This window comes from Nocardia elegans NBRC 108235 (assembly GCF_001612845.1).
Classification (GTDB): Bacteria; Actinomycetota; Actinomycetes; order Mycobacteriales; family Mycobacteriaceae; genus Nocardia; species Nocardia nova.
Window position 1 is genome coordinate 21,893 of record NZ_BDBF01000007.1, and the last position, 23,816, is coordinate 45,708.

A 23,816-nucleotide genomic window follows, 5' to 3' on the forward strand; every position below is an offset into this window, starting at 1 on the left:
GGCCGTTGTCGCGCATCGACTGATCCGGACCTAGCGTGCGGGGTCGAGTGAGTCGAGTTCGGCGCGCAGCCGGTCGACCTCCGCGGCGACCTCGTCGCGCAGTTCTTCGCGTTCGGCCAGGCTCAGCCGCAGACTCTCTATGGTCTCGTTCATCGCCGCGAGTCGCCGGTCCGCGCCCTCGAGATGCCATTCGAGCACCGACCGCCGGTCGACGTCGGTACTCGCCGAACCCACCCACTCGACCAGATAGTCCAGCCACTGCGGTTGCTTCGGCATCGGCTCGTCGTCGTTCCAGCCCCGGCGCAGCGCGGGCTTGGGGGAGAGCACACGCTCAGTGTCACCGCCGTCGGCGGTGGGGGCGTGCAGCTGGATGAGGCTCAGCTTGCCGGCGCTGGTCACCACCGCGGTCACCCGATATCGCCCGGCGAGATGCATTCTGAGTTCGGCGGTGCCGCGGCCGTCGGCGTCCATCGCGCCCAGCCACGGGCCGTGGGCCGCGCTGAGAATCGATTCGAGGATGCCGAGCTGACCGACACCGCGTCGCAGCCGGGTCGCTCGCTTGCGCAGCTCCTCGGTCGTGGCGGTCATCTGATCCCAGTGCATACCCACGAACATAGTGGCCCCGCCGCGCCGGTTCCCCACCTCCGGTGAAGTGGGGAACCGTCCCGATTACTTCGCAGGCGTCGCGGCCTGCGCACTTCCGCTGGAAAGCGCCTTCACCAGATCGGTGATGCCGGACGAGGAGCCGGTGCCCGTGGGGTCGGGCTCACCGGGCGCCACCACCGGCGTCGCCGAGGTGGCGTCCGCCGCCGCGACGCCCGCGCCGCCGCACAGCACGGCCGCCGACGCGGCACCGATCAGGGTGAGAGTTCCGAGTTTCTTCATTCGGATGAGGTCCTGTTCCGTGGATGTCGTTGTGAATGCGGCTGCCGCATCGTCCAATTCACTACATCCGGGTGGATTCGGACAGCCCCGAGTGTCCGGGGCAGCAGTGCCGGGGGGAGCTTCTCAGCGACCGGTGCCGTGCAATGCCGTGGCGGTGCGGGAATTCGGCGTCGACGCCGGATCCGGGTAGGTGCCGAGCAGCCGGTCGGCGGTGCCGGAGCTGGTGACGGTGAACCAGTAGTGCTCGTTCTTGAAGTGATGCAGCCGGTGGTTGCGCCGGACCGCGGTGTAGAGGCGAGTGCGGGGCTGATAGTCGGTGTGGATCAGGTAGTGGGTCCACTCGTAGCCCAGGCCCAGTACGCCGACCACGGTGAGGAAGGTCAATCCCAGCCCGATGCGTGGAAAGGCCAGTGCCGCAACGACAACCAGCGCCGGGAAGAGCCAGAGGAAGGTCTGCCACGGGATGAAGATCAGATCCACCCGGCGTGGGTCGGCATGGTGTTCGCGATGTTTGCGCGCGAGCAGGGAATCCAGAGTGAGACGGCCGATCCGGCGGGGGCGCCAATGCAAGATGCAGACGTGGATCACCCACTCCGTCACCGGGAAGAACGCCAGCATCACGCCGGCGACCAGAGCATCGGTGAGCTGCCAGTCGCCCACCGCGATCCGGGCGGCGAGTGCGCCCGCCAGCAGTGTGGTGATGATCCACGGCGAGGGACGGCGCACGAAGACGCCGAAGGCGTCGGGCAGCGTCGTGGTCCGGCGGTGGGAGCGGGTCTCAGCGGTCATCGTCCGCACCTTCCATCGTGCGTACTACGGTGTCGAATTGTGTTGCGGCCACCCGCAACAGCGTGTCCGCGGCGGCGCGGGCCGCGGCCGGGTCGCCGCCGACGACGGCGGCGGTGAGCCGGCGGTAGTGGTCGATGCTGCCGACCTCGGCGGCCATCACACCCGCCAGCGCGACGATCGCGGGCTCGTAGACCTCCCGCAGTGTGTTGAACAACAGCCGGAACACGATCGATCCGGTGCCGTCGACGATGTGGTCCCAGAACTTCAGCGCCTCGAGTTGCTGCGCGACCGGTTCCTGCTGTGCGGCAAGTGATTCCAGGCAGTCACCGAGTTCGGCGTGCAGCTGCGCGCCGCCGTGCTCGGCGGCCAGGGCGGCTACCTCCCGGCCCAGGACCAGTCGCGCCTGCAGGATGCTCGCGACCACGGTGTGGTCGAACTCGCCGTTGCGCACGATGAGCCGCGGCAGTAGATCCAATCCGGCCGCGCGGCGGAAGTCGCGCACCGTGGTGGCCCCGCCCTGACGCACGTCGATGAGGCCGGTGTGCGCTAGTTTGCGCAGCGCCTCGCGCACGGTCGGCCGCGACACTCCGAGCGCCTCGGCGAGCTGCCGTTCGGCCGGCAGGGTGGCGCCGGCCGGAAGTTCCCCGTCGAGGACCTCGGTCACGAGTTGGTCGAATACCGCGTCCGGGACCGTCTGCCGGTCGATCCGCTGAAAGGCCATGAACGGAAGGTAATCCCCACAGCGGTCAGAGGTCAAGTGGTCAGACCAGTTGAATTCCGAGGAAATCGTCGCGCTCCCGCTACGATCGAGCTGTTCCGATACGTGCAGTGCTTCCGAGTCTCGCCCGGTGGCGGCCGCCGGGCGGGACCGGCTTTCGTACGCCGCGCAGTCGACCGAGGAGGATGTCCGTGACGACCGAGGAATCCGTGACCGAGAAGTCCGCGCCCGCAGGGCGGCCGGAGACCGCGACGGGACCGATCGTCGTCGCCGTGGACGGTTCACCGACCTCGCTGCAGGCCGTGGCATGGGCGGCCCGCGATGCGGCGCTGAGCGGATCACCGTTGCAGATCGTGCATTCGATCGCGATTCCGGCGAGTTTCGGGCCCGGCTTGGCCGCCGGTACCGCACAGCCGGATTGGCTGCGCACCGACGGTGAGCAGATCCTGACCCGCGCCACCGAGGTGGCTCGCGACATCGGCGGACCGGATCTCGATATCGACGCCGAACTGGGCCTGGAGCTGATCATCGGCGACATGCTGGTGCGATCGGAGACCGCCGGCAAGCTGGTCGCGGGCAGTCGCGGGCGGGGGGCGTTGCAACGCGGGCTGCTCGGGTCGGTCAGCTCGGCGCTGGTCCATCACGCGCGGTGCCCGGTGGTGATCGTCAAATCGCATGCGGCCACCGACCCGGTCGCGGCGCGGCGGCCGGTGCTGGTCGGTGTCGACGGCACCGAGAACAGTGAACCCGCCGTCGAGGCCGCCTTCGCGGAGGCGCACCGGCGTGGTGTGGAGGTGGTGGCACTGCATTCGTGGAGCGACACCACCGGTCTCGACATCTCGATGTTCGGCTGGGATACCATCGTGCGCGCCGAACACACCATGCTCGCCGAGCGGCTCGCGCCGTGGCGCGAACGGTATCCCGATCTGCCGGTCACTCTGCAGGTGGTGCGTGACAATCCCGCGAAGTCGCTTCTGGAGCAATCGGATTCGGCGCAATTGGTGGTGGTGGGCAGCCGCGGCCGCGGCGGATTCGCCGGAATGCTGCTCGGTTCGACCAGTGCGGCGCTGATCGGTTCGGTCGAATGCCCGATCATGGTGGTGCGCCGCTGACGGCGCACCACGACGCCCCGACCACGAGGAGATGTCATGTGCGTCCCGACCACCTGCCCGACCTGCGGTAAGACCACCTGGTCCGGCTGCGGCGCCCACATCGACGAGGTGCGCGCGACGGTGCCGGCCGACCGGTGGTGTGGTGGCCACACCGAACCGGCGCCGGCGAAGCGCTGGTGGCAGCGCGGCTGATTCAGTCCTCGGCGACGATCACGTGGACGTCGATGTTGCCTCGCGTCGCATTGGAATACGGGCACACCTGGTGGGCCTTGTCGGCCAGCGCCTGGGCCTCCTCGCGGGGCAGGTGCGGCAGTGACACCTCCAGGGTCACCTCGAGGCCGAAGCCACCGGCGTCGTTCGGGCCGATGCCGACCTTCGCGCCGACCGCGGAATCGCTGACATCGGCCTTTTCCTGCTTGCCGACCAGACGCAGCGCGGAGTGGAAGCATGCGGCGTACCCGGCGGCGAACAGCTGCTCCGGGTTGGTGCCCGCCCCGCTGCCGCCCATTTCCGGCGGCATGGCGAGGGCGACGTCGATCTTGCCGTCGGTGGTGCGGGCGTGCCCGTTGCGGCCGTCTCCGGTGGCCAGGGCCTCGGCGGTGTAGAGGATTGCCATATCGATCATCGCTTTCTCTCGGTGGATGCGCCTGCGGCATCCGGTTCGGTGTTCAGCGCGGCAGTCAGCCGCGCCAGGGTTTCGCGCAATGTCACCAGCTCGTCCAATGACAGTCCGCCGCCGAAGGTGGCGGCCATGCGCGCCGGAATGTCGCACGCGCGTTCCCGCAGCGCGCTTCCGCGTTCGGTGAGCCGGATCTCGACCCGGCGTTCGTCGTCCGCGGCACGCCGGCGCTCGACGAATCCGGCGGCCTCGAGGCGCTTCAACAGCGGTGAGAGCGTGCCGGAATCCAGGGCGAGGGCGGAACAGAGATCGCCGACGCCGCGCCCGTCGCGCTCCCACAGCGCCAGCATGACCAGATACTGCGGATACGTCAGGCCCAGTGCGTCCAGCTGCGGCCGGTAGCGGGCCGTCATCGCGCGGGAGGCGGCGTACAGCTGGAAGCACAGCTGCTGGTCGAGCGCCATCGGATCGGTCATGGCTACAAATGTAGGACACAATAAAATTGTGCACAACCTAAACTGCCTGTGTGCTGGATCACCGGTCGGGGGACGGTCGGCAGATCGGTCGACGCGCGTGGTCCGACGCCGCGGAGGCCCCTAGGGCGGAGCGGTGATACTCGATCTGAAGCCCGTCTCAGTCCGGAGGTGTGCTCATGCCGAAATCGCGCGTGCGACGATTTCCGCGATCTCGTCGTCGCTCAGGGTGCTGCGCTCGACGAGTATGTGCGACAACACGGTGCGCACGATGATCTCGGCGGCCTGTTCCGGTGTCACCCGCAGCTCGTCGGCGCGCTGCAATGACAGTAGTGGGGTCAGCAGCGTGGCGACGGTTTCGACGAGGTTGCGCTCGGCATCCACGTGCGTGACGGCGGCGTTCAGCAGCCACTGCGGTTCGTGCGTGCGGATGTACCCGAACGCGGCGTGGCCCCGCAGGTAGCTCAGCGCGAAAAGTGTTGCCGTGCGAGTCAACTCGGGTGTCCGTGCCGTCATGTCGACGACCTGGTACGCGGCGGCGATCATGGCGCCGATCTCGCGCCGGACGAGGGCGGCCACCAATCCGTCCTTGTCGCCGAACTCCCGGTATGTGGTCGCGCGCGATACGCCCGCGCGCCGCGCCACGTCGGTCAGCGTGAGGTCGGTCAGGCCGGATTCCGTCACGAGTTGCAGTGCGGCATCCATCAGTTCGGTCGCGGACCTGGTCACCGCCTCATTGTGCCCTCCTGCGCGCGTCGGTACAGACCGGCTGTTGTTTCCTCGACGTTCTGAGACTAATTTGTAGTTCAGTCTCACAGAATGCGATGAAGGTGGCTCGATGGCGAGAATTGGCGAACACGCGGTGGTCGTGGGGGCCGGCATGGGCGGTCTGCTCGCGGCCCGGGTACTGAGCGACCATTACGACCGCGTCACCGTCGTCGAGCGCGATGCGCTGCCCGACGGTCCGCAGGCGCGCAGGGGCGTGCCGCAGGGCCGGCATGTGCACGGGTTGCTGCCGCGTGGAAAGGATCTGCTCGAGGAGTTCTTCCCGGGATTCGAGGCGCAGATGCGCGCCGCCGGGGCGATCGACTGTGATGTGCTGGGGGAGGTCAACTTTCAGATGGCCGGGCGCACTCTCGCGCAGGTCTCCACCGGGTACCGCGGCCTTCAGGCCAGTCGTCCGCTTGTGGAACATCATGTGCGGCAACGTATTCGGTCGCTGCCCAATGTGGTCCTGCGCGATCGGGCCGAGGTATCCGGCGTCACCACGAATCCGTCCGCGTCGCGCGTCACCGGCGTGACCGTGCACGACCCGGGCGGCGTGGACGAGCCGACCGCTGACCTCGTGGTCGCCGCCACCGGACGCGGCGGCGTCGTCCCGGGCTGGCTGGCCGCCCTCGGCTATCCGCGACCGCGGGAAGAGGGCACCACCATCGACATCGTCTACCGCAGCGCCTTCGTCGAACTCGAACCGGGCGCGCTGGGGACCGACAAGTCGTTGACCATCGGCGTGCGAGAGCTTCCGCCGCGCGCCCTGGCGCTGTTCGCGGTGGAAGGCCGGAATCGCTACGTGCTCACCCTGATCGGGCACGCCGGCGAACAACCACCCGCGGATCCGGCGGCCTTCCTGGACTTCGCGGCGGCCCTCGCCCCGCCGGGCGTGCGCGCGGCGTTACGACGGGCCGAACTGCTCACCGATATCGCCACCTTCCGCTACAAGGCCAACCTGCGCCGGCGCTACGAACGCCTCGACCGGTTCCCGTCCGGACTGCTCGCGGTCGGTGACGGCCTGTGCAGTTTCAGTCCCGTCTACGGACAGGGCATGACGATCGCGGCGATCCAGATGCGGGTGCTGCAACGCTGTCTCGCCGCGGGCGGCGACCGCGATCTCGCCCGCCGCTTCTACACCGCGGTGACACCCGAAATCGATATCGCCTGGCAGCTCACCGTGATCGCCGACAGCGCGATGCCACATGTCGGCCCACACCCGGATCCGGCGATCCGCGCCGCGGTCGCGGCCCTCGACCCGGTTCTGGCCGCGGCGGAGCGCGATCCGGTCGTCGCCGCGACGCTCTATCGCGTGATGGGGCTGACGCAGCGGCCGGCGGCACTGTTTCGTCCCGATCTGGTCGCACGCATCGCGGTCGGCGCGGCGCGTGCGGCCGGCGAGGCGGCGGTAGCGGCGGCCGCACACCGGGCCGGTCGAATCGGTGGCATCGCGACGGCGCTGGGGCCGGCCCGATGCCTCCACCTCGTGAAGCAGCGCAACCTCAGGTGAGATCGAAACCGCCTGCCGGGTCGGCCCAGCGGGTGGCGTCGACCGCGGCGAGCAGGTCGGCCATCGCGCGCACGGCGGCGCGCATCGCGTCGACCGCGGTGATTTCCTCGGGGTCGGTGGTCCAGGTCATGATCGGCTCCTGACGGTTCAGCGGAGAGCGGTGGGGATCTCCGTGTGATGGGCGGTGCGGCGCTGGTAGGCGTCACCGGCGCGCAGGACGGTGGCCTCGTCGAAATGGTTGCCGGACACCGACATCGACAGCGGCAGGCCGTCGGCGGTGGTGCCGATCGGCAGCGCGAGGGTGGGATTGCCGAGCGGGTTCCAGTACGGCGTGTGCAGACTCGACAGCACACCCATCGGTTGCCGCTGATCCAGATCGGCGATCGCGGGGGCGCCGAGGTGCCCGGTCGGCGTCACCACCAGATCCACTTTGCTCAGCAGTTCGGTCATCCGCTGCCGGCCGATGCGGCGAACCCTTTGGGCCTGAACATAATCCGGTCCGCTGACCGCATCGCCGCCGGCGAGGATGATGCGGGTGGCCCGGCCGTAGTCCGCCCAGCGTTCGCGCAGTGCGGTCCGGTGGTAGGCGTGTGCCTCCGCGAGCATGACCACGACGTCGACCGCGGTCAGTTCCCGGTACATCGGCACCTCCACGGGCACGATGCGGGCGCCCGCCTCGGCGAGCACGGCCACCGCGGCGGAAAACCGCTGTGGCTGAGCGGGATCGATACCGCCGTCGGCGAACCGGTCCAGGGTGTCCACGCCGATGGTCAGTCCGGTCAGATCGCCGGTGAGCGCGCCGGGATAGTCGTCGACCGGCGTGTGCGCACTGTAGGGATCGGCCGGGTCGTAGCCCGCCAGCACCGACAGCAGCAGGGCGCAGTCGGCGGCCGACCGCGCCATCGGGCCCGGATGGTCGAGGGTGTAGCCCAGCGGAACCACACCGGACTTCGGGACGCGGCCGAAAGTCGGCTTCAATCCGGTGATTCCGTTGAAGGCGGCCGGGATCCGGATACTGCCCGCGGTGTCGGTCCCGACGGCGCCGAGGAACATCCCGGCGGCCACGCCGCTGCCCGATCCCGAACTCGACCCGCCCGCCCAGCGGGACGAATCCCACGGATTGCGCGGTACCGGAAAGGGTTTGGCCGGATCCGGGAGACCGATGGCGAATTCCATCGTGGTCACCTTGCCGGTGACGACGGCGCCGGCCTCCTCGAGCCGGCGGACCACCGCGCAATCGCCCTGGGCGGCGCCCCAGCCGGGATCGAGAACCAGGCTCTGCGCGGTGGTCGGTGCGGCGGAATGGGCGAGAATATCCTTGATTCCCATCGGGATTCCGGCCAGCGGCCCGACCGGAACGCCGGCGGCCAGCTTCTCGTCGACGCGCGCGGCCTGTGCGACGGCACGCTCGTCGAACCGCGACAGGTAGACACCGAGCGCCGCGTCGTGCGCGTCGGCGGCGGCGAGGGCCTGTTCGACCAGCCGGGTGGCGGTGGTCTCGCCGGAGCGCAGCGCGGCGGCGGCCTCGGTCAGGCCGGAGAGTACGGGTGGATCGGCGAGTGTCATGGTCGTCCTCACATCAGCGGGGCAGGGTGGCGGTCATGTCGAGGTGGGGAATGGCGCCGAGTTCGAGCTGGATCTCGGCGCGGCAGGAGCCCAGGGCGTAATCGACGGCGACTCCGTCGCGGGTGCGAATCGTCTGTTCCACCAGCAGCACCGGCTCACCGGGCAGGACGTGCAGCAGTGCCGCGGTGCAATCGTCGGCGCGCGCGGCTTGGACGCCGACGTCGCTGCCACCGACATCCACCCGGCCGCCGCGCAGCAGGCTGTAGAAGTCGTCGCCGAATGCGGCCTGGTCGATGCGCGTCGCCTCCGGCGCGCGCAGGTAATTGGTGAACACCGCGAGCGGGCGATCGTCGAGCAGCAGAACGTATTCGACGCACAGACAGTCGTCTCCGGGCCCGACGCCGGCCAGATGGGCGGCGATCACCGGCGGTGCCGGGATCCAGGCCCAATACAGCAGGCGAGGTGAGATCCGGCCCAGTGCCAGGTGCTGCTCGAGCGTCCGGCCCTCCGGCGGCAGCGCGCCGGAGACGACGTAGTGCTCACCGACCGCCACCGTCCCCACGCCGCGGCGTCGCTCGATCAGACCGTCGGCGCGCAGCATGCTCAGCGCGGCGCGGACCACATCACGCGGGAGATGGTGGCGCGCCATCAATTCCGGCTCGCCGGGCAACCGCCCGGTGCCGAACGCGCCTGCCCGCAGATCGGCGCGCAGCAGATCCCGCAGCCGCCGGGCGGGCAGCTGCGCTGCGGCGGGCAGGATTTCGCGCATCTGATCGTCGAAGGCCCGGCGGTCGCGGGCAGTCCGATCGGAGGGGAGCTGTTCGGAGCGGTGGTGCATGCCGGTAGCGTGCAGAGAATCCGCGTTACGCGACAAGGGCTTGCGGTAAAGACCTGGTTACGCGGCCGGCCGGCCTGGACCGGACCGGTGTGACCAGCGGTTTCAGGTGCGGCTGGACGGCATTTCGCGGTCGCGTCGCGCTATGCGATCCGGTCCGCAACATCGGTGCCGGGAGTTACGCGGGCGTGCGGGCAGTGAGACCGAGCGCGCGACGTGTCCGATCCGTTCAAGACATTCCCGGCGCCTCGGGGTTGACTGCGTGCGGACAACGATGAGAACGGAGGTATCGGGGTGCGAGCACAGATCCACGCGATCACGCTGGGCGTGCGCGATCTGGAGGTGTCGCTGCGGTTCTACCGCGCGCTCGGACTGGAGTCACCGGGGATCATCGGAACCGAATTCCGGCCGGACGCGGAGAATCCCGGTGGGGCGGTGGTCATGTTCACGCTCGGCAACGGGGTGACGCTGGCGCTCTACGGGCGCGACGACCTGGCCGAGGACGCGGGTATCCCGCCGGAACGTATGCACGGTTCCGCGATGAGTCTGGGCTGGTTCGTCGACAGTGACGCCGAGGCGGAACGAGTTCTGGAACTCGCCGGCGCGGCGGGCGGCACCGTGGTCCAGCCCGCGCGCACGCGGCCGTGGGGGATCTACGCCGGCTACTTCGCCGACCCCGACGGGCATCTGTGGGAAGTCGTGCACTTCGCCGAGCCCGGGGCCGCCGCGTCCGGAGCTGTCGCGTCCGGAGCGGCCCAGTCCTGAGGGCCCGGCGGTGAGGGCCGAGCCCTGACCGGACCGGCCCTGACCGGCGCAGCCCTGAGGGCCCAGCCCCTGAGTTGCCGAGCCTCGCGTCGCCCCGCCGGGAGTCGGCGAGGCGATCGCTCACCCCTGCGCCGAGTCGCCGCCGTCCCGGTACAGCGCGGCGATGGCCGCGATATCGGCGCTGGGATTCGTTCGTGCCGCATCCTCGTAACGCTTGCGAACGATTTCCGCCAACGGCAGGTGAGCGCCCGCCTGCGCGGCGAGGTCGAACGCGAGCCCCGCGTCCTTGGCGCCCAGGACGGTGGTCCACCATCCGTCGGGGGATGCGGTGAGCACGGCGTCGAAGCGATTCGCCAGGGCGGGCGCGACGACGGGCGCGTCGGCGAGCAATTCGCGCAGCTGATCGTCGCCGAGTCCGCCGGATCGCCCCACGGCGAACGCTTCCGCCAGCGCCGCCACCCCGGTGATCAGCAGGAAGTTCGTGGTCACCTTGGCGGTCAGCGCATGGGCCGCCGAATCGTAGTGGCGCACCCGCTCGGAGAGCGTGCCGAGCAGAGGTGCGAGCCGGTCCCGCAACGGTGCGGGCCCACCGGCCAGCAGCGTCGCCGTCCCGGCTGTGACCGCGCCGGGCGCGCCCACGATCGGAAGGGCGAGGAACCGGTCACCGAAGGCGTCGGCGAGGGCGGCGCCCAATGCGGGGGAGACGGTAGAACAGTCGATGTAGGGGGTCCCGGAATCGAGGGATGTCTGCAGCTCGCCGAAGGCCACCGAGGTCACCGCCGCGTCGTCGGCGAGCGCGGTGAGGGCCGCGTCGACTCCCGACACGGCCGCCGCGACAGTGCCGGCCTCCGTCGCGCCGGCCGAAATCAGTTCGGTCGCTGTGCCTTCCGTGCGGTTCCACACGGTCACTCGATGCCCGCCGTCGAGCAGGCGCCCGGCCACGGCGCGGCCCATCCGTCCCATGCCCAGTACCGCGATATGCACTGTTGCCTCCTCGTCTCGGTCCTGGCCGGTACCCGACACCGACCCTGCCTTCCCACTGTCCCGCAGTGCGGCGCGGCGGTCGCGATCGCCCTCGGTGATAGGCGAATCGTACAAGTGACCAGGAACGGCGCTGCGGTAGTATCGCCCGTGGGCGAGGCGAAGCGATTCTGCGCCAGCGTTTTTCGGCGTTCTCCTTCGCTCCCGGGGGAGTGCCGGGGAGTTGGAGGTCTCGGATCGGATTGTGATATAGATCACAATTGGATACCGGCATCGACTTTTGTTCTGAAAACCCTTTCCAACTGCTTTGCGTTGTCTTTACTATTAAGCGCGTTGCGCCACTGCCGGGCTCGCATGTCCGGATGCGTCGCAGGCGCAACGCATCTCGCGTTATCCGCTTCGCCCGCCCCCTCTCGATGCCAGTACATGTTCCACCGATGGACCGAACCGACACCGGTTCGGCGAAGGAGAAATATGTCCACCGACACCGACTCGGTCCGACGGACGTCACCTCGGAGCTTCTCGGTCGCTGTACGACATGATCTACCCGCCTCCGTGGTGGTTTTCCTCGTCGCGTTACCCCTGTCCATCGGTGTGGCCGTCGCCATGGGCGCGCCGGTCGCGGCGGGGCTGATCGCCGCCGTCGTCGGCGGTCTGGTCGCCGGGCTGTGTGGCGGTTCGGTCCTGCAGGTCAGCGGGCCCACCGCCAGCCTCACCGTCGTGGTGGCCGAGTCCATCCACCAGTTCGGCTGGGCGACAACCTGTTTCATCACCGTGTGCGCCGGTGCGCTGCAGGTGGTGTTCGGCCTGAGCCGCATCGCGCGCGCCGCGCTGGCCATCGCGCCGGTGGTGGTGCACGCCATGCTCGCCGGCATCGGCGTGGTGATCGCGCTGCAGCAGTTGCATGTGCTGCTGGGCGGGCAGACGCTGAGCTCGTCGTGGGCGAGCATCGTGCAGCTGCCGCATCAGCTGACCGTGATGCACGCCGGAGACGCGCTGGTCGGCGGGGTGGTGATTGCGATCATGCTGGGCTGGCGCTATCTGCCCGGCCGGGTGCGGGCGGTCCCGGCGCCCCTGGCCGCGGTGGTCGCCGCGACCGCGCTCGCGATGGTGGTCCCCACCAGCGTGGAGCGCATCACCCTGCACGGCTCCCTGTTCGACGCGATGTCGTTACCGCAACTGCCGCACGGCAATTGGAGCGCCGTCGTGCTGACCGCGTTCACCATCGCGCTGATCGCCAGCGTGGAGACGCTGCTGTCCGCGGTGGCCGTCGACCGGTTGCGGCCGGAGTATCGCACCGACCTCGACCGCGAACTGCTCGGTCAGGGCGTGGCGAATATGACCTCCGGCATGCTCGGCGGCCTGCCCATCGCCGCGGTCATCGTCCGCAGCATCACCAACGCCAAGGCCGGCGCGCGAACCAAGGCCTCCACCATGCTCAGTGGCGTGTGGGTGCTGGTGTTCTCCGTCGCGCTGGTGGAGGTGGTGCGCCAGATTCCGAAGGCCGCCCTGGCCGGCCTGTTGATCGTCATCGGCATCGGACTGGTGAAACTCGCGCACATCCGCCTCGCGCGCCGGGCCGGCGATCTGATCGTCTATGCCGCAACGGTTCTCGTCGTGATCTTCGGGAATCTGCTGCTGGGCATGCTGATCGGGCTGGTGCTCTCGTTCGCGCTGCTCATGTGGCGCGTGGTGCGGGTGGTGATCGTGGCCGCGCCGGTCGGGGACACCGGGCGCTGGCTGGTGACCGTGGACGGTTCGGCCACCTTCCTGGCTCTGCCGCGGCTCACCGCCCAGCTGGCGCAGATCCCCGCGGGGGTTCCGGTCACCGTCGAGATGACCGTCGATTTCATCGACCACGCCGCATCCGACGCCCTGCACGAGTGGGCGCAGCGGCACGAAAGCCTCGGCGGCACGGTGCAATTCGTCGAACTCGGCGCCGTCCGGATCGCCGACCTCAGCGCGGGCCCGCCCGCGCGCGGGCACGCGCGGCGCATGCTCGACGACGTTCTCGCGCCCTGGCGTCCCACCACCCGCCCCGACCGGATCGCCGCCGGGATCGCGGCCTACCACCGCGGCCACGCGCACATGATCCGGCCGCATCTGGACGAACTGCGACACACCCAGAATCCGGAATCGCTGTTCGTCACCTGCGCCGATTCCCGCATCGTGCCCAATGTGATCACCAACAGCGGCCCGGGCGATCTGTTCACCGTGCGCAATATCGGCAATCTGATCCCCGCCGACGGCCGCGACACCTCGGTCGAGGCCGCGCTGGTCTACGCGCTGAACAAACTGGACGTGCGCTCGATCGTCGTCTGCGGGCATTCCGGCTGCGGCGCCATGGACGCGCTGCACCACGGTCTGCACACCGGCTCGGGTCTCGACGACTGGCTCGCGCACGGACGCCCGGCGCTCGAGCGCTTCCGGGCGGGGCATCCGGTCGCGGCGGCGGCCGCGGCCGCCGACTACGGCGAGGTCGACCAGCTGGGCATGGTGAACGTGGCCGTGCAGATCGAAACACTGTCCGCCCATCCCGTCGTGCGTCGCGGGATCGAGGCCCGCGGTGTGGTGCTGTCGGGACTGTTCTTCGATATCGCCACCGCCCGCGTGCTCGCGATCACGCCCGACGGTATCGCCGATATCGACGACCTCCGGCACCCGGTGCCGGTTCCGGTTTCCTGAAAGGAGGATTCCCAGTTTTGGCAATTCCCCGGGTGGAAAACGCGCGCTGAGCGGGCGCACAGTGGTGCCGGTGCAGGTCACAGCTCCAGGGCGTGAGGGCCGTCACATCGAATCGGGAACGTGTGCGAGGCTAAATATCCTTTTCTAAGGCTTTGCTTAGTCTTTACTATTAAGGTTGCCCTCGCTTCCGGCTCACTGCTGGACAACGAAGTCTCGCAGCTGAATTCGATGCCTGGAGAACATGTTCGACCGACCGGACCGCCGCGGCGGCTCCGGTGAAGGAGCAATATGTCCACCGACACCGTCGCTACGTCCAGACCCTCGGCCCCGCCGGGCCCCAGCTGGTCGGACCGGATGAACTCGGTCCTTCGACACGATCTGCCCGCTTCCGTCGTCGTCTTTCTCGTCGCTCTGCCGCTCTCGATCGGCATCGCGGTCGCCACCGGCGCTCCGGTCGCGGCCGGACTCATCGCCGCCGCCGTCGGCGGCATCGTGGTGGGAACTCTGGGGGGCTCCGTCCTGCAGGTCAGCGGCCCGGCCGCCGGACTGACCGTGGTCATGGCCGAGACCATCAATCAATTCGGCTGGAAGACAACCTGTTTCATCACCGTCGGCGCCGGCCTGCTGCAGATCGTGTTCGGCCTGAGCCGGATCGCGCGCGCCGCGCTCGCCATCGCCCCGGTCGTCGTCCACGCCATGCTCGCCGGCATCGGCATCACGATCGCCTTGCAGCAGGTTCATGTCCTGCTCGGCGGATCGTCGCAGAGCTCGGCGTGGGAAAACGTCACAGAATTACCGAATCAGCTGTTGCACCTCAGCGGTATCGACGTCGTGCTCGGCGGTCTGGTCATCGCGATCATGCTCGGCTGGCGCTACGTGCCGGCCAAGATCCGGGTGGTGCCCGGACCGCTGGTGGCGATCGTGGTCGCCACCGCGCTGTCGCTGGTGCTGCCCGGAGACCCCGCCCGCATCACGATGAGCGGTTCGCTGTTCGACGCCATCGGCCTGCCGAACATGCCCAGCGGAGACTGGAGCGGCGTCGCACTGGCGGTGCTGACCGTGGCCTTGATCGCCAGCGTGGAGAGCCTGTTGTCGGCGGTCGCGGTCGACAAGATGCACACCGGCCCGCGGACCAACTTCGACCGTGAGCTCATGGCCCAGGGCGCGGCGAACGTGACCTCGGGCATGATCGGCGGCCTGCCGGTCACCGGCGTGATCGTGCGCAGTGCGACCAATGTGACCGCCGGTGCGCGCAGCCGGGCCTCGGCGCTGCTGCACGGCGTCTGGGTGCTGCTGTTCTCGATCGCCCTGGTGGGCGTCGTCGAGCAGATCCCGAAATCGGCCCTGGCCGGACTGCTGGTGATGATCGGTATCCAGCTGGTGAAGCTGGCCCACATCAAGATCGCGCACCGCACCGGTGAACTGGTGATCTACGCGGTGACCATCGCCGCGGTGGTGTTCCTGAACCTGCTCGAGGGTGTGCTGATCGGCCTGGTCGTCGCCTTCGCCCTGCTGCTGTGGCGCGTGGTGCGCGTCTCGGTCGAGGCCGCTCCGGTCGAGGGAACCGACCGGTGGCTGGTGAGCGTGGACGGCACCTGCACCTTCCTGGCCCTGCCGAAGCTGACCGGGCAGCTGGCCAAGGTGCCCGCCGGCGCCGATGTCCTGGTGGAGCTGACGGTCGACTTCCTCGACCACGCCGCCTACGACGCCATCCACTCCTGGGCGCAGCAGCACGAAAGTACCGGCGGCACGGTGGAATTCGTCGAGATCGGAACGGCGCGGATGGCCGATGCGGCCGAGCGCCCGCCGCGGCGCGCCCGGGCCCGCGGGCTGCTCGACGACGTCCTGGGACCGTGGCGTTCCGAGGGTGGCAATCCGGTCGCCGCCGGTGTCGCCGCCTACCATCGCAGCCACGCGCACGTGATGCGGCCGCATCTGGACGAACTGCGCGACGGGCAGGACCCCGACTCCTTCTTCCTCACCTGCTCGGACTCGCGGATCGTGCCGAATGTGATCACCAACAGCGGCCCGGGTGACCTGTTCACCGTCCGCAATATCGGCAATCTGATCCCCGCGCGCGGCACCGACGTGTCGGTGGACGCCGCGCTCGGCTTCGCGCTGCACAACCTGTCGGTGCGCAACGTCGTGGTGTGCGGACATTCCGGCTGCGGTGCGATGAACGCCCTGCTGTCCGACCGGTCCGCGGGCCCCGATATCGACGACTGGCTGGCCCACGGCGCCGAGGCCCTGCAGCGCTACCGAGCCGGCCATCCGGTGGCGGCGACCGCGGCGGCCGCCGGGTACGGCCCGGCCGACCAGCTGAGCATGGTCAACGTCGCGGTCCAGCTCGAGACGCTGCGGGAGCATCCGGTCGTCGCCCGGGCCGTCGAGGAGCGCGGTGTTGCGCTTTCGGGCCTGTTCTTCGATATCGGAACCGCACGGGTCCTCGAGGTCACCACCACCGGCATCGCCGAGATCACCGATGCCGAGCGACCCGGAATACCCGCCCGGGATCGGACCCACGCCTGATCCGGGCGCAGGGTGCGCGAGTTCGTAGGCCCGACAGCCGAACTCGCGCACCCGTCCACCTTCGCCGCGGCAGCCGTTCCGCCACGACCCGGGGGCGACTGTCGCGGCGCGCCTGAACGTCGGCGTCGCGCGCGCCGATACGCTGAGCGGCGCACCCCGAAACCCGCGGCCGACGCCTGGATCCGAGCGCGGCGGGCATGCCATGGTGGAGGTGGTGCATTCGGTGAATCGACGTGGATCGGAGTCGGAGGGAAATGGTTGCGCAGTCGGTGGCGTCCGGGGTGCCCGCCCAGGTGGCCGGCATCAAACTCACCGAGCCCGCGTGGCTGTCGGAACGGATCGCCGATATGGGAATCTCCTGGGGCACAGGCAATTCCCGCGTCTCGGGCACGCTGTGGTGGTGTATGGCCGCCTCTGCGCTGGTCGATCCGATCACCGAGGCGTACGCGAGCGGCGCACCGGCGCCCGACCCCACGCTGGAACGGCTGCGCTGCGAGATCCGGCCCGACGGTGGCATCGAGCGGATCGTGCCCGACGCCGTGAGCGAGTCCGAAGCGGTCGGCGCGGCGCTGAGGGAGTCGCTGCGGCGCGTCATCCCGGTGGTGGCACGGGTGACCGGCGCCGGTCCGGCGGCGCTGTGGGCGATCGTCGCCGATGCGATCGGTAACCGGGCCATCGACGCGGGCGACCCCGAGGCGGGTGCGCGGCTGGCCGCCCAGGTCGGCGAACGGTTGCCCGCGCCGCGATTCACCGATGTCGAATCGCGCGCGTTCGTGCGGCGGATCTCCTGCTGCCTGGTCTACGAGGTCCCCGGCTGCGGTATGTGCACCAGCTGCCCGAAAAGGCCCGCCGCCGAGCGCGAGCGGCTGCTCACCGAGCTGGCCCGGCGCGGGTGAGCGGGCCGCGGCCGGTTCGCGGCCGGTCCATCGGCGCGCGACCGGTACTGTCCCGATAGCATTGGTCGCGCCGGTGACTTTTCTGTTCGTCGACCGGCCTGGACCGAGAATGCCGACATGTTAAGGAGAGCGCAGCCGTGACCACCTCAGCCCGCATAACCCCCGCCGCCCTCGTCCGGGTGCCGGCCGGGACGACGGCGGGCGCCGCGGTGCGCGAAGCGGGCCTGCCCACCAAGGGCCCCGACACCGTCGTCGTCGTGCGCGACGGCGAGGGCAACCTCAAGGATCTGTCCTGGGTGCCGGAGACCGACGTCGAGGTCGAGGCCGTGACCGCCGGCTCCGAGGACGGCCGCAGCGTCATCCGCCATTCGGCCGCCCACGTGCTGGCCCAGGCGGTGCAGCAGGAGTTCCCCGAGGCCAAGCTCGGCATCGGCCCGCCGATCAAGGACGGCTTCTACTACGACTTCCAGGTCGAGCGGCCGTTCACCCCGGAGGATCTGGCCAAACTCGAATCCCGGATGAAGAAGATCGTCAAAGGCGCGCAACGGTTTTCGCGCCGGGTGGTCGAGGTCGACGAGGCTCGGGTGGAATTGGCCAAGGAGCCGTTCAAACTCGAGCTGATCGGCGACAAGTCGGGAATCGACGACCCCGAGATCATGGAGGTCGGCGGTAACGAGCTGACCATCTACGACAACCTCGACCCGCGCACCGGCGAGAAGGTGTGGGGCGACCTGTGCCGCGGCCCGCACATCCCGACCACGAAGTTCATTCCCGCGTTCAAGCTGACCCGCTCCTCGGCGGCCTACTGGCGTGGCGACCAGAACCGCGAGGATCTGCAGCGCATCTACGGCACCGCATGGGAGTCGCCGGAGGCGTTGGAGAACCATCTGCGCATCCTGGAAGAGGCCGAGAAGCGCGATCACCGCAAACTCGGCCTGGAACTGGATCTGTTCTCCTTCCCGGACGAACTGGGTTCGGGCCTGCCGGTGTTCCATCCCAAGGGCGGCATCATCCGCAAGGAACTCGAGGACTATTCCCGTCGCCGCCACATCGCCGCGGGCTACGAATTCGTCAATACCCCGCATATCACCAAGGGGCATCTGTTCGAGGTCTCCGGACACCTCGACTGGTACCGCGAGGGCATGTTCCCGGCGATGCACCTCGACGCCGAGTACAACGGCGACGGCACCGTGCGCAAGCCCGGCCAGGACTATTACGTCAAGCCGATGAACTGCCCGATGCACAATCTGATCTTCCGCTCGCGCGGCCGGTCGTATCGGGAGCTGCCGCTGCGGCTGTTCGAATTCGGGTCGGTGTATCGCTACGAGAAGTCCGGCGTCGTCCACGGGCTGACCCGGGTGCGCGGCATGACCCAGGACGACGCGCACATCTACTGCACCAAAGAGCAGATGCACGCCGAGCTGACCTCGACGCTGCAGTTCGTGCTGAGCCTGCTGCGCGACTACGGTCTCGACGATTTCTACCTGGAATTGTCGACGAAGGACCCGCAGAAGTTCGTGGGCTCGGACGAGTTGTGGGAGGAGGCCACCGACACGCTGCGCAAGGTCGCCACCGATTCGGGTCTGGACCTGGTCCCGGATCCGGGCGGCGCCGCGTTCTACGGTCCGAAGATTTCCGTGCAGGCCAAGGACGCGCTGGGCCGTACCTGGCAGATGTCGACCATTCAGCTCGATTTCAACCTGCCCGAGCGCTTCGGCCTGGAATACACCGCCTCCGACGGGACCAAGCAGCGGCCGGTGATGATCCACCGCGCCCTGTTCGGGTCCATCGAGCGATTCTTCGGCGTGCTCACCGAGCATTACGCGGGCGCGTTCCCGGCCTGGCTGGCGCCCGTGCAGGTGGTCGGCATCCCGGTCGCCGACGCGTTCGCCGAACACCTCGACTCCGTGGTGGAGGAACTGCGCGCGCACGGTGTGCGGGCCGAGGTCGACCGCAGCGACGACCGGATGCAGAAGAAGATCTTCAACCACACCGCGCAGAAGGTGCCGTTCATGCTGCTGGCCGGCGAACGCGATGTGAACGACGGAGCGGTCAGCTTCCGATTCCGCGACGGCAGCAAACTGAATGGTGTGCCGGTCGCCGATGCGGTGGCGACCGTCGTCGACTGGATCTCGCGGCGCGACAACGCCTCGCCGAGCGCGGAAGGATTCGAGGTCCGGACCGGTGGGGCGTGAGTGAGGGCATGGTGGAAGAGGCTGTGACGCAACAGGATCCGGGTCGGATTGTCGACACGGGAGCGGGGGACCCGGACCGGTTGCAGCGATTGTGGACCCCCTACCGGATGTCCTACATCACCGGCGCGGTCGCGGCCGATCGCGACAGCCGGAGCGCACCGGTCGACGCCGACGCGCCCGCCGGTGCCGAGGAGAAGACCTCGGCCGGGCTGAAGCATCCGTTCACCGAGATCCCGAAGATGTCGGACGAGGACGGACTGGTCATCGCTCGCGGTGAATGGGTGTTCGCGGTGCTCAACCTCTACCCGTACAACCCCGGCCACATGATGGTGGTGCCCTACCGGCGGGTGGCCGACCTCGAGGATCTCACCCCCGAGGAGAGCGCCGAACTGATGGCGTTCACCCAGCGGGCGATCCGGGTGATGAAGAAGGTGTCGCGGCCCGAGGGATTCAACGTCGGGCTGAATCTCGGCGGGGTGGCCGGTGGCTCGCTGGCCGACCACCTGCACCAGCACATCGTTCCCCGCTGGGGTGGGGACGCCAATTTCATCACCGTCGTCGGCGGGGTGAAGGTGATGCCGCAGTTGTTGCGGGAGACGCGGGCCCTGCTGGCCGGGGCGTGGCACGAGGCGAAGGAAGTCGAGTAGCGTGCTGAGCTTCTTCGGTCGGGAGACGTTCGCCAAGGCGACCGCGCCGCTGGGACGGGCGCTGGTGAGCACCGGGCTCACGCCCGACGCGATGACGCTGATCGGCACCACCGCCTCGATCGTGGCCGCGGTGACGCTGTTCCCGACCGATCACCTGTTCTGGGGAACGATGGTGATCTGGCTCTTCGTCATGTTCGACATGCTCGACGGGGCGATGGCCCGCGCCCGGGGCGGCGGCACCAAATACGGTGCGGTCCTCGACGCCACCTGTGATCGCGTGGCCGACGGCGCCATCTTCGGCGCGCTCGCCTGGTGGTCGGTGTATCACGAGCACAGCAAGCATCTGTTCGTGGCGACGCTGGTGGTCCTGGTGACCTCGCAGGTCATCTCCTACGCCAAGGCGCGGGCGGAGGCGAGCGGGCTCTCGGCCGACGGCGGGATCATCGAACGCCCCGACCGCCTGGTCATCGTGCTGGTCGGGGCCGGCCTCACCGGCATCGGTGGCTATTTCGACGTCGAGTGGCTCACCTACGCGGTGTATGTCGCGATGTACATCCTGGCGGTGCTGAGCATCGTCACCGTCTTCCAGCGAGTTCTGGCGGTACGGAACTCGGCCGGTGCCCGCGACGTGATCGCGCCGGTCACCGAGGCCGACTCCGATACGGCGAAATGAAAGTGGTAGTGGCGTGACACAGATGAGGGCCGCGCTGACCGACAGAGCCTACGCGGCCGGGTGGCGACTGGTACGGGGACTGCCCGAACGCACCGCGCGCCGCGCGTTCGACGTCGGCGGCGACTGGGCGGCCCGGCGCGCGAACCGCGCCGCCCACCGCGGCCAGGGACCGAATCAATTGCGCCGCAACCTCGCCCGGGTGCTGGCCGTCGACCCGCTCGAGGTGCCCGACGAGTTGATCCACGCCTCGATGCGCTCGTACGCCCGGTACTGGCGCGAGGCGTTCCGGCTGCCGACCCTCGACCATGCGGCACTGGCGGATTCGCCGCTCATGCCGGCCCCGGACGGGATCGAACATGTCGACGAGGCACTCGCCGAGGGGCGCGGCGTGATCTTCGTGCTGCCGCATTCGGGGAACTGGGATATGGCCGGTGTGTGGCTGGTGCAGCACTACGGCGGCCTCACCACGGTCGCCGAACGGCTGCAACCGGAATCGCTGTTCGAGCGCTTCGTGGCCTACCGGGAGAGCCTGGGGTTCGAGGTGTTCCCGCTGACCGGCGGAGAGCAGCCGCCGTTCCGGCAGCTCGCGCAACGGTTGCGCGACAACAAGGTGGTCTGCCTGATGGGCGAGCGCGACCTGACCGGAAAAGGTGTGCCGGTGGAGTTCTTCGGCGAACGCACCTGGATGCCGGCGGGTGCGGCGAAACTGGCGATCGAGACCGGCGCCGCGCTGATGCCGGTGCACGCCTGGTTCACCGTGGACGAGCAGGGCCGCGAGGGGTGGGGGCTGAAAACCGAAGCGCCGCTGGATGTTTCGTCCGGTGTCTCGGCGGCAACCCAGCAGCTGGCGAACCGGTTCGCCGCCAATATCGCCGAACACCCCGCCGACTGGCATATGTTGCAGCCGCTGTGGGAGGGGGATCTGTCCGCCCAGCGCCTGGAGCGGATCGCGGCCGCGCAGGCCGTGCGCGGCGGTGAGCGGCCCGCCGGAGACGCGGTGTCATGAGAATCGGCATGGTCTGCCCGTACTCGTTCGACGTGCCGGGCGGAGTGCAGTCACATGTCGTGGAGCTGGCGCAGGTGCTGATCGAGCGCGGCCACAAGGTGAGTGTGCTGGCCCCGGCCTCCGACGACACCGAACTGCCGGAATTCGTGGTCTCGGCCGGGAAGGCGGTGGCGATTCCGTACAACGGTTCGGTGGCGCGGCTGTCGTTCGGGCCGACCGCCTACACCCGGCTGCGGCGCTGGATCGCCGACAGCGACTTCGAGGTCCTGCACGTCCACGAACCCAACGCCCCGAGTATCTCGATGCTGGCGCTGAAGGTGGCCGAGGGACCCATCGTGGCCACCTTCCACACCTCCACCACGAGGTCGCTGGTGCTGGCGACCTTCCAGGGCGTGCTGCGGCCGTATCACGAGAAGATCAGCGGGCGGATCGCGGTCTCCGAGCTGGCGCGGCGCTGGCAGGTGGAGGCGCTGGGCAGCGACGCGGTCGAGATCCCGAACGGGGTCGACGTGCAGGCGTTCGCGAATGCGCCACTGCTGCAAGGGTATCCGCGCGCGGGCGGGACGGTGCTGTTCCTCGGTCGCTACGACGAGCCCCGCAAGGGGATGGCCGCGCTGCTGGGCGCACTGCCCACACTGGTCGCTCGGCATCCGGACGTGGAAATTCTGATCGTCGGCCGCGGGGAGGAGGAACGCCTGCGCCGGGAGGCGGGCGAACACGCCGGACATCTGCGTTTTCTCGGTCAGGTCTCGGATGCGGAGAAGGCGTCCGCGATGCGCAGTGCCGATGTGTACTGCGCGCCGAACCTGGGCGGGGAGAGTTTCGGCATCGTGCTGGTCGAGGCGATGGCCGCCGGAACCGCCGTGGTCGCCAGCGAATTGGACGCCTTCCGCCGGGTGTTGCGTGACGGGACCGCGGGAGTGCTGGTGCCGGTGGGTGACTCCGCGGCGCTGGCCGAGGCGATCGACGGGCTGCTCACCGACCGCGCCCGCCGCGAGGATCTGGTGCGCACCGCGGACCAGGTTGTCGGCGAATACGATTGGCCGGTCGTGGCCGAACAGATTCTGCGGGTGTACGAGACGGTCACCGTCGGCGACGCCCGGGTGAGGACCGCTGGATGATCACCTTCTCCGCGACGACCATTCTGGTCCTCGCGCTGATCGCGGCGGTGATCATCGCCATCGGAGTATGGGCTTACTCCACCGCCAACCGGCTCGACCGGCTGCACGTGCGCGGTGACCAGGCCCGCGACGCCCTGGAGTCCGCCTTGGCGCGCCGCGCGGTGGTGGCCCGCACGGTCGCGATCTCGATGGCCGGGCCGATGTCGGAGTCCACGGCGGCGGAGCAGTCCAAACGGCTGATCGCATTGGCCGACCGCGCCGAACGCGCCGACTGGAACGATCGCGAAACCGCGGAGAACCAGCTCGCGGCCGCGCTCTCCGCGGTCGACATCACCTCGTTGCGTCCGCAACTGGTGGCCGAACTCGCCGACGCCGAGGCGCGGGTACTGATCGCGCGCCGCTTCCACAACGACGCCGTGCGCGACACGCTGGCGCTGCGTACCCGGCGCCCGGTGCGGTTGCTGCACCTGGGCGGTACCGCGCCGCTGCCCACCTATTTCGAGATCGCGGAGCGGGTCACCCCGGCGGCGACCACCGGACTCGAGGTCGACACCGTGCGCACCTCGGCCCGGGTGGTGCTGCTCGACGACGAGGATCGCGTGCTGTTGATGCGCGGCCACGACCCCCAGACTCCCGATTCGCCGTTCTGGTTCACCGTCGGCGGCGGCATCGAACCGGGGGAGACGCTGCGGACCGCGGCGGTGCGCGAGGTCTGGGAGGAAACGGGCCTGGCGCTGGACTCCACGCTGCTGCGCGGACCGATCTGGCGGCGGGTCGCGGTCTTCCCGTTCAACGGTGAGCTGATCCGCTCCGAGGAACTGTTCTTCGTCGCCCGGGTGCGCTGGTTCGACCCGAAGCCCGCGGATCCGAGCGTCTGGGAACGTCGCTGCGTCACCGCCTACCGCTGGTGCCTGCCGCCGGATATCGCCGAACTAGACCGGATCGGCGAAACGGTGTACCCGTACCACCTGGACAACCTGCTGGCCGAGGCGCTCGCCGCCGCCGGTTCCGAGATCGAGCCGGAGGTGCGGTCCATCCGCTGA

At 69.2% G+C, this 23,816-nt stretch carries 24 protein-coding genes; 13 read left to right on the forward strand and 11 right to left on the reverse strand.

Annotation, left to right across the window (positions count from 1 at the left end; all coding sequences use genetic code 11):
• Positions 1–30: 30 nt before the first annotated feature.
• The 4 genes from NE2_RS06200 to NE2_RS06215 all read right to left on the reverse strand — a co-directional run bounded on the left by NE2_RS06200 (position 31) and on the right by NE2_RS06215 (position 2,395).
• Positions 31–588 carry a hypothetical protein gene (locus tag NE2_RS06200; RefSeq protein WP_146165222.1) on the reverse strand — a complete coding sequence of 186 codons (558 nt, stop codon included), beginning with the start codon at positions 586–588 and terminating at the stop codon, positions 31–33.
• Between the two features lie 81 nt (positions 589–669).
• A complete protein-coding gene (locus NE2_RS06205; protein WP_146165223.1) occupies positions 670–885 on the reverse strand; it encodes a hypothetical protein in 216 nt (71 codons plus the stop codon).
• A gap of 123 nt (positions 886–1,008) precedes the next feature.
• The gene (locus NE2_RS06210) at positions 1,009–1,674 is read right to left on the reverse strand and encodes a sterol desaturase family protein (RefSeq protein ID WP_030513873.1); all 666 of its coding nucleotides are present in this window, start codon (positions 1,672–1,674) and stop codon (positions 1,009–1,011) included.
• Positions 1,664–2,395, reverse strand: coding sequence for a FadR/GntR family transcriptional regulator (locus NE2_RS06215; RefSeq protein WP_063024717.1), 732 nt, complete (start codon positions 2,393–2,395; stop codon positions 1,664–1,666). Before NE2_RS06215 ends, NE2_RS06210 begins: the two co-directional genes overlap by 11 nt.
• Positions 2,396–2,583: 188 nt before the next feature.
• On the opposite strand from NE2_RS06215, the gene NE2_RS06220 reads away from it, so the two are divergent.
• Together NE2_RS06220 and NE2_RS36195 are read left to right on the forward strand one after the other, a co-directional pair.
• Complete coding sequence (locus tag NE2_RS06220; protein ID WP_233429691.1) at positions 2,584–3,504, forward strand: universal stress protein; 921 nt, start codon at positions 2,584–2,586, stop codon at positions 3,502–3,504.
• A gap of 36 nt (positions 3,505–3,540) precedes the next feature.
• Positions 3,541–3,696 carry a DUF8730 family Cys-rich protein gene (locus NE2_RS36195; protein ID WP_167356708.1) on the forward strand — a complete coding sequence of 52 codons (156 nt, stop codon included), beginning with the start codon at positions 3,541–3,543 and terminating at the stop codon, positions 3,694–3,696.
• A 1-nt stretch (position 3,697) separates the two neighbouring features.
• Here NE2_RS36195 and NE2_RS06225 read toward each other — a convergent pair whose 3' ends face one another.
• The 3 genes from NE2_RS06225 to NE2_RS06235 form a co-directional block, all read right to left on the reverse strand.
• Entirely contained in the window at positions 3,698–4,120 is a 423-nt protein-coding gene (locus tag NE2_RS06225) for an organic hydroperoxide resistance protein (RefSeq protein WP_063015591.1), read from the reverse strand.
• A gap of 5 nt (positions 4,121–4,125) precedes the next feature.
• Positions 4,126–4,599: a MarR family winged helix-turn-helix transcriptional regulator gene (locus tag NE2_RS06230; protein ID WP_063015579.1), complete on the reverse strand. Its 474-nt coding sequence runs from the start codon at positions 4,597–4,599 to the stop codon at positions 4,126–4,128.
• Positions 4,600–4,773: 174 nt separating this feature from the next.
• On the reverse strand, positions 4,774–5,325 hold the full coding sequence (locus NE2_RS06235) for a TetR/AcrR family transcriptional regulator (RefSeq protein WP_233429692.1): 552 nt from the start codon (positions 5,323–5,325) through the stop codon (positions 4,774–4,776).
• A gap of 109 nt (positions 5,326–5,434) precedes the next feature.
• Here NE2_RS06235 and NE2_RS06240 point away from each other — a divergent pair, with 109 nt between their 5' ends.
• Positions 5,435–6,874, forward strand: a complete 1,440-nt coding sequence (locus NE2_RS06240) for an FAD-dependent oxidoreductase (RefSeq protein WP_106958469.1) — start codon at positions 5,435–5,437, stop codon at positions 6,872–6,874.
• Here the strand turns inward: NE2_RS06240 and NE2_RS35480 are convergent.
• The 3 genes from NE2_RS35480 to NE2_RS06250 are packed head-to-tail and all read right to left on the reverse strand — an operon-like array spanning position 6,867 to position 9,278.
• Positions 6,867–7,004, reverse strand: coding sequence for a hypothetical protein (locus NE2_RS35480; protein ID WP_156511386.1), 138 nt, complete (start codon positions 7,002–7,004; stop codon positions 6,867–6,869). The genes NE2_RS06240 and NE2_RS35480 overlap by 8 nt on opposite strands.
• Before the next feature lie 17 nt (positions 7,005–7,021).
• Positions 7,022–8,440 (reverse strand): amidase, encoded by a 1,419-nt coding sequence (locus NE2_RS06245; RefSeq protein WP_063024720.1) that lies wholly within the window; start codon positions 8,438–8,440, stop codon positions 7,022–7,024.
• Positions 8,441–8,453: 13 nt separating this feature from the next.
• The gene (locus tag NE2_RS06250; protein WP_063024723.1) at positions 8,454–9,278 is read right to left on the reverse strand and encodes a GntR family transcriptional regulator; all 825 of its coding nucleotides are present in this window, start codon (positions 9,276–9,278) and stop codon (positions 8,454–8,456) included.
• A 291-nt stretch (positions 9,279–9,569) separates the two neighbouring features.
• Between NE2_RS06250 and NE2_RS06255 the strand changes: the two genes are divergently transcribed.
• Positions 9,570–10,040, forward strand: a complete 471-nt coding sequence (locus NE2_RS06255) for a VOC family protein (RefSeq protein ID WP_063909296.1) — start codon at positions 9,570–9,572, stop codon at positions 10,038–10,040.
• A gap of 120 nt (positions 10,041–10,160) precedes the next feature.
• Here NE2_RS06255 and NE2_RS06260 read toward each other — a convergent pair whose 3' ends face one another.
• Positions 10,161–11,024 (reverse strand): NAD(P)-dependent oxidoreductase, encoded by an 864-nt coding sequence (locus NE2_RS06260; protein WP_146165224.1) that lies wholly within the window; start codon positions 11,022–11,024, stop codon positions 10,161–10,163.
• A gap of 471 nt (positions 11,025–11,495) precedes the next feature.
• On the opposite strand from NE2_RS06260, the gene NE2_RS06265 reads away from it, so the two are divergent.
• The 9 genes from NE2_RS06265 to NE2_RS06305 all read left to right on the forward strand — a co-directional run bounded on the left by NE2_RS06265 (position 11,496) and on the right by NE2_RS06305 (position 23,816).
• Positions 11,496–13,706, forward strand: coding sequence for a SulP family inorganic anion transporter (locus NE2_RS06265; RefSeq protein ID WP_063024727.1), 2,211 nt, complete (start codon positions 11,496–11,498; stop codon positions 13,704–13,706).
• Between the two features lie 288 nt (positions 13,707–13,994).
• Positions 13,995–16,235 carry a SulP family inorganic anion transporter gene (locus NE2_RS06270; RefSeq protein ID WP_063024729.1) on the forward strand — a complete coding sequence of 747 codons (2,241 nt, stop codon included), beginning with the start codon at positions 13,995–13,997 and terminating at the stop codon, positions 16,233–16,235.
• A gap of 254 nt (positions 16,236–16,489) precedes the next feature.
• Positions 16,490–17,131, forward strand: a complete 642-nt coding sequence (locus NE2_RS06275; protein ID WP_063024731.1) for a (2Fe-2S)-binding protein — start codon at positions 16,490–16,492, stop codon at positions 17,129–17,131.
• 137 nt (positions 17,132–17,268) lie between these two features.
• On the forward strand, positions 17,269–19,326 hold the full coding sequence (thrS, locus tag NE2_RS06280) for a threonine--tRNA ligase (protein WP_063024733.1): 2,058 nt from the start codon (positions 17,269–17,271) through the stop codon (positions 19,324–19,326).
• A gap of 8 nt (positions 19,327–19,334) precedes the next feature.
• Positions 19,335–19,973, forward strand: a complete 639-nt coding sequence (locus tag NE2_RS06285; RefSeq protein ID WP_030513888.1) for an ATP adenylyltransferase — start codon at positions 19,335–19,337, stop codon at positions 19,971–19,973.
• Between the two features lies 1 nt (position 19,974).
• Positions 19,975–20,646, forward strand: coding sequence for a phosphatidylinositol phosphate synthase (gene pgsA / locus NE2_RS06290; RefSeq protein WP_063024735.1), 672 nt, complete (start codon positions 19,975–19,977; stop codon positions 20,644–20,646).
• A gap of 22 nt (positions 20,647–20,668) precedes the next feature.
• Positions 20,669–21,652, forward strand: coding sequence for a phosphatidylinositol mannoside acyltransferase (locus NE2_RS06295; RefSeq protein WP_063024737.1), 984 nt, complete (start codon positions 20,669–20,671; stop codon positions 21,650–21,652).
• Positions 21,649–22,773, forward strand: coding sequence for a glycosyltransferase family 4 protein (locus NE2_RS06300; RefSeq protein WP_063024739.1), 1,125 nt, complete (start codon positions 21,649–21,651; stop codon positions 22,771–22,773). The genes NE2_RS06295 and NE2_RS06300 overlap by 4 nt, the downstream gene beginning before the upstream one ends.
• Complete coding sequence (locus NE2_RS06305; protein ID WP_063025003.1) at positions 22,773–23,816, forward strand: NUDIX hydrolase; 1,044 nt, start codon at positions 22,773–22,775, stop codon at positions 23,814–23,816. Before NE2_RS06300 ends, NE2_RS06305 begins: the two co-directional genes overlap by 1 nt.

Coding starts and splice junctions, on each gene's coding strand:
- NE2_RS06300 (WP_063024739.1), top strand. CDS start 21,649: ATGAGAATCGGCATGGTCTGCCCGTACTCGTTCGACGTGCCGGGCGGA.
- NE2_RS06245 (WP_063024720.1), bottom strand. CDS start 8,440: ATGACACTCGCCGATCCACCCGTACTCTCCGGCCTGACCGAGGCCGCC.
- NE2_RS06265 (WP_063024727.1), top strand. CDS start 11,496: ATGTCCACCGACACCGACTCGGTCCGACGGACGTCACCTCGGAGCTTC.
- NE2_RS06205 (WP_146165223.1), bottom strand. CDS start 885: ATGAAGAAACTCGGAACTCTCACCCTGATCGGTGCCGCGTCGGCGGCC.
- NE2_RS06200 (WP_146165222.1), bottom strand. CDS start 588: ATGACCGCCACGACCGAGGAGCTGCGCAAGCGAGCGACCCGGCTGCGA.
- NE2_RS06270 (WP_063024729.1), top strand. CDS start 13,995: ATGTCCACCGACACCGTCGCTACGTCCAGACCCTCGGCCCCGCCGGGC.
- NE2_RS06250 (WP_063024723.1), bottom strand. CDS start 9,278: ATGCACCACCGCTCCGAACAGCTCCCCTCCGATCGGACTGCCCGCGAC.
- NE2_RS06210 (WP_030513873.1), bottom strand. CDS start 1,674: ATGACCGCTGAGACCCGCTCCCACCGCCGGACCACGACGCTGCCCGAC.
- NE2_RS06225 (WP_063015591.1), bottom strand. CDS start 4,120: ATGGCAATCCTCTACACCGCCGAGGCCCTGGCCACCGGAGACGGCCGC.
- NE2_RS06295 (WP_063024737.1), top strand. CDS start 20,669: ATGAGGGCCGCGCTGACCGACAGAGCCTACGCGGCCGGGTGGCGACTG.
- NE2_RS35480 (WP_156511386.1), bottom strand. CDS start 7,004: ATGACCTGGACCACCGACCCCGAGGAAATCACCGCGGTCGACGCGATG.
- NE2_RS06285 (WP_030513888.1), top strand. CDS start 19,335: ATGGTGGAAGAGGCTGTGACGCAACAGGATCCGGGTCGGATTGTCGAC.
- NE2_RS06215 (WP_063024717.1), bottom strand. CDS start 2,395: ATGGCCTTTCAGCGGATCGACCGGCAGACGGTCCCGGACGCGGTATTC.
- NE2_RS06240 (WP_106958469.1), top strand. CDS start 5,435: ATGGCGAGAATTGGCGAACACGCGGTGGTCGTGGGGGCCGGCATGGGC.
- NE2_RS06230 (WP_063015579.1), bottom strand. CDS start 4,599: ATGACCGATCCGATGGCGCTCGACCAGCAGCTGTGCTTCCAGCTGTAC.
- NE2_RS36195 (WP_167356708.1), top strand. CDS start 3,541: ATGTGCGTCCCGACCACCTGCCCGACCTGCGGTAAGACCACCTGGTCC.
- NE2_RS06275 (WP_063024731.1), top strand. CDS start 16,490: ATGGTTGCGCAGTCGGTGGCGTCCGGGGTGCCCGCCCAGGTGGCCGGC.